Source organism: Pseudoalteromonas sp. SR45-5, assembly GCF_014163565.1.
Lineage (GTDB): Bacteria > Pseudomonadota > Gammaproteobacteria > Enterobacterales > Alteromonadaceae > Pseudoalteromonas > Pseudoalteromonas distincta.
The window spans coordinates 1-4,361 of the sequence record NZ_JACJDN010000335.1 but is presented as its reverse complement, the minus strand read 5'-3'; the positions used below and the strand labels follow the sequence as shown (position 1 = coordinate 4,361).

Here is a 4,361-nt window from a genome sequence, read left to right as displayed (position 1 = left end):
GTCATTAAACAGTCAAAAAGCCCATCAGTGATGGGCTTTGCTTTAATTTAGTTACTAACCCTAAACTTTAACTTAAAAGTCAGCGGTAAATGTAACTGCTGCGGTGCGTGGCGCGCCAATGTAATAAGTAGCGCCGTTACCAGTACCACCTGCTAAGTAGCTTTTGTCAGTAACGTTATAAACAACAAACGATACGTCAATGGCTTTAAACGGACCTGCATCTACGTCAGTTGAATAACCTGCATTAAAATCAAGTACGGTGTAGCCGTCTACTTTATTACGGGTGCGAGTGTCTTCGTCTTGCCATGCACCTAAGCGCTCACCGGTGTATTTAGCGGATAAACCAACACGAAAGCCATCGCTAAAGTAATCGGTAGATACCACAAATAAATCTTCTGATGAATCTATTATGCTGTCGCCTTTTCTAAAGCTCGGTGCTACCTCATTACCACTTTCATCTCTTAATATTACACCCTGTGAATCGTATGCATTTGGATCATCGGATGAATACTCAGAACTGCTATTAGTATACGACGAGTACACGCTCCAGCTTGGTGTTAACATATAGCTTGCTGCAAGCTCGAGCCCATTTGAGTCAATACCCCCTACATTTACGTACGAGCCATTTGTACCAATGGTGTAATCAATGCCGTCTGTGCCACTACCAGGGGCAATAAAGGTAATGCGGTTATCAAACTTAACACTGTAAGCCGTTGCTGTAAGGGTTAATCTGTCGGCTTGGTAACGTACACCAAAGTCTATGTTGTCGGCAGTTTCTGGCTCTATGTTTGTAAGTGTTGAGCTATCTCGCTCAAGCACACCGTCTTTTATTGCTGAAAAATTCTCGCTGTAACTAGCAAATAATTCTGTGCTGTTATTTAGCTGATACAATACACCACCACTAAATAACACGTCTGAGTCGCTATCTACTTTATCTGATCTTTCGTTAGCAAAGTGGTCATACTTTTGTAATGCAACTAAATACTGTTTTACACCAATATTTAATGTTAAGTCACCAAAATTAATCGAGTCTTGTAAGTACCATTTGAATGTATCGGTATCAAAAGTGTTTTTGTATTGTGTCCAGTAAGGCGTGCTATCAAAGTGATGATAAATACGCGCGTCAATTACTTTGTGCCAATCACGCGACTCGTCACGCTCGCTTTGCTCATACCAAAAGCCCGCTTCGATATCGTGATCACCAAATGTAGCTTGGTAATTTGCCGTTACACCTAAACGATCTTTGTTGTAATGCGTATGGCGGTAAGACATAACCGGCGTTGCTGTTGCATCGTAACACGCAGGATTTAAACCAGGACCCGACTCCCATGGCCAGCTCAAACTTTGCGTACAATCGGCATCTGGTGCAAGCGGGTTGCCTTCACTATCAGCAAAACCATAAGAGCCTGCATTAGTGCCACCCTCGGTTGTTGGGTCACCATTTTCATCAACAGGTGTTGTTAAATAAGGTGGGATCCAATCGCCGCGACCTGAATTTTTATGATAATAAGGGCTAACAGTTAATAATGAAGTTGGTGAAATAGCGTATTCAAATTTTAAATAGCCTAAGGTATTTTCACGAAGCGTTCCCCAACCTTCTGCAAACATTTGGTCAAAATGCGGAACTCCTGTCCAATTCCATGTTAGCTGATCCCAATCGGGTGTTTGTTCAAACTGCTCAAGGCTTACGCTGTTATAGTTTGTCTCGCTTACATCATCGTAAGATAAACGACCAGTGAGTGTTAAATCATCAAAATTAGATACAAACTTAAGCTCTGCGTGTTGGTTGTCTTTGCCCCCATTACTGCCTGAACCAATCCAGCGGCTTGTATCGGTTTGCGAGTAACTTACGTACGCTTGGGTGTTATTAAAAACAGTGCCTGTTTCGTGTTTAATATAATAACGCGTGGCATCGTGACTGCCTGATGTATAAGCAAAGGTAGTGCCTTTTTCAAGGCTTGGGTCTTTACTTACAAAGTTAAATGTCCCGCCTAGTGCTTCAAGTGAAGCCGACTTAATATCAGACGTACCTTGACCTACTTCTACTGTTGCTAAATTTTCGCTCTCCAAGTAACGGTTAGCTTTAGCACCACCGCCGTAATTAGAGCCACCATTGGGAATGCCATCAACGGTCATTCCTAATTGTTGTTGGTTCCCATCAATACTAAAACCACGCATAGTGATTGTAGTAGACCAATCGTCGCCACCAAATGCATCACCTTCGTTTATGCTAATACCTGGTAAGTTATCAATAACCGATAATATGCTCGATACCGAACTTTGCTGCTCAAGCATTGCAGGCTCAATAACATTGTTAGCGTAGCTCGTTGGTTTAGCAACCACGGTTACTTCTTCTATGGTGTTGTCGTTAGCATAAGTAGATGTTGATACAGCCATGGCAATAGCCATGCTCAATAGCGATTTGTTTTTTAAAGCGTACATTGTTGTCCCGTTTAGTTTTAATTATGAAATATGAAAACGCGGACAGTATGAATTTTAAATATGACAACGAGGATGAACTTTATTTACATAAAGGTTAAACAAATATGGAAGATTTATGGCGAGAATATGTACAAAAAAAGACACCCAAAGGTTTAGCTTTGGGTGCCTTAATTATTTTCTAGAACTTATTACAAATAGTAATTTATTTTAATTCAGCTAGCATTTCATCGCTGTAAGGTACTAACTCTTCACCGTTTGCAATTTTGCTAATGTAATCTGGGTTTGCGATAAGTGGGCGACCAATAGCGATTAAATCAAACTTAGCATCGTTAATTGCCTCTTTTGCTGACTCAAAACTATAGCTGCCTACGCCTACTAATGTACCTTTGTAGCCTGCACGTAAAAATTCAGACGTTGTTTTACCTTCAAGCGATTCAAACGTTGTACTGTCGTCAAAAATACCGCCGTGTAAGTATGCTAAATCTCTCTTCTCAAGCTCTGGTAGTAAGTAATCGAATACCGCTTTATCACGGCTATCTTCGCTCATATTAAAATAAGCACCCGGTGTAACACGTAAAGCAGTACGCTCATTACCTACAGCGGCGATAACTGCATCGGTTACTTCTAGTGCAAAACGCGACATATTTTCGGGCGTTTGACCGTATTCGTCGCTGCGTGTATTTGCAGCGTAATGTAAAAACTGGTCAATCAAATACCCGTTAGCACCGTGAATTTCTACCCCGTCAAAACCCGCTTCAATCGCATTTTCTGCCGCCTTTGCGTAATCAGCTACTAGGCCCTTAATGTCATCTATAGTCGCTGCTTTTGGTGTGATGTATGTAAGCTCACGCATACGAGGGACAGAGCCTTCAACGCCAATTGCTGATGGTGCCAGTACATCGCCATCAAAAAAGTGAGGATGTGCAACACGGCCAACATGCCAAAGCTGTGCAAACATTTTGCCGCCATTAGCGTGCACTGCGTCTGTTACTTTTTTCCAACCTTGAATTTGCTCACTGGTAAATAAACCTGGTGTATTTGGGTAACCTTGCGCGTCTGGACGAATAATAGTTGCTTCGCTAATAATTAAACCGGTTTCGGCACGGCGAGCATAATATTCAACCATATCTTGTGTTGGCACTAAGTTATCGTCAGCCATACAACGCGTTAATGGCGCCATAAGTACGCGGTTTTTAAGCTCAATCGTATTATTTAGTTTAAACGGAGCAAGTAAATCAGTAGTCATTTTTCAATCCTTCATTAAGTATATACTTACTACAATGTGGCCTTTTTACAAACATTCAAGCTTATTTTGAATGATCGCTCAAATTAGTTGTGATTTATACTGCTCAATATACAAATTAGATCTGCATTGCTGAAATTAAATAGCAACTTTTCAACACTCTGTCATATAACTCGATATACTTGTGTGCATATAATTGAGATATAGTAATTAAGAGTGAGCTAATTATGACAACGCCAAATTTAAGCGAAGAACAAGCAGTAATTTTAGGGCTTGGGGCAAAAAAACGCCTAGCCTATATGTTCGAAACCGTACAACAATTTAAACAAGTATGGATTTTAAACGACGATGATGGCTGCGTTATGCTTGCCAACGAAGATGACGACTGCGTACCAGTTTGGCCAACTCGCGAATTTGCAGAGGCATGGGCAACTGGCGAATGGGCTGGCTGCAGCGCTAAAGCAATTCCACTTGCTGATTGGTTTAGTCGCTGGACACCAGGCCTTGAAGAGGATGATTTACTTATTGCTGCCTTTCCTACTGAGGAAGACGACGGCACGATATTGTTTTCAGACGAGTTTGAAAAACAATTAAGAGCACCGAAGAAAAAATATTAAGGTTCAAAGCCTAAATACTCAGAGTTATTAATTTATAAACGCGGCACTTAATTTAGTGC

3 protein-coding genes are annotated in these 4,361 nt (G+C 41.1%); 1 reads left to right on the top strand and 2 read right to left on the bottom strand.

Going from position 1 to position 4,361, the window contains the following annotated elements; translation table 11 throughout:
* Positions 1-72 precede the first annotated feature (72 nt).
* The gene (locus tag H5072_RS12730) at positions 73-2,442 is read right to left on the bottom strand and encodes a TonB-dependent receptor domain-containing protein (RefSeq protein WP_182693722.1); all 2,370 of its coding nucleotides are present in this window, start codon (positions 2,440-2,442) and stop codon (positions 73-75) included.
* Positions 2,443-2,644: 202 nt separating this feature from the next.
* Positions 2,645-3,688 (bottom strand): alkene reductase, encoded by a 1,044-nt coding sequence (locus H5072_RS12725; RefSeq protein ID WP_039490119.1) that lies wholly within the window; start codon positions 3,686-3,688, stop codon positions 2,645-2,647.
* A gap of 224 nt (positions 3,689-3,912) precedes the next feature.
* Here H5072_RS12725 and H5072_RS12720 point away from each other — a divergent pair, with 224 nt between their 5' ends.
* Positions 3,913-4,302: a DUF2750 domain-containing protein gene (locus H5072_RS12720; RefSeq protein WP_024595957.1), complete on the top strand. Its 390-nt coding sequence runs from the start codon at positions 3,913-3,915 to the stop codon at positions 4,300-4,302.
* Positions 4,303-4,361 lie beyond the last annotated feature (59 nt).

Excerpts from the sequence above, each read along its gene's own strand:
- H5072_RS12730 (WP_182693722.1), bottom strand. The coding sequence starts at position 2,442 with ATGTACGCTTTAAAAAACAAATCGCTATTGAGCATGGCTATTGCCATG.
- H5072_RS12725 (WP_039490119.1), bottom strand. The coding sequence starts at position 3,688 with ATGACTACTGATTTACTTGCTCCGTTTAAACTAAATAATACGATTGAG.
- H5072_RS12720 (WP_024595957.1), top strand. The coding sequence starts at position 3,913 with ATGACAACGCCAAATTTAAGCGAAGAACAAGCAGTAATTTTAGGGCTT.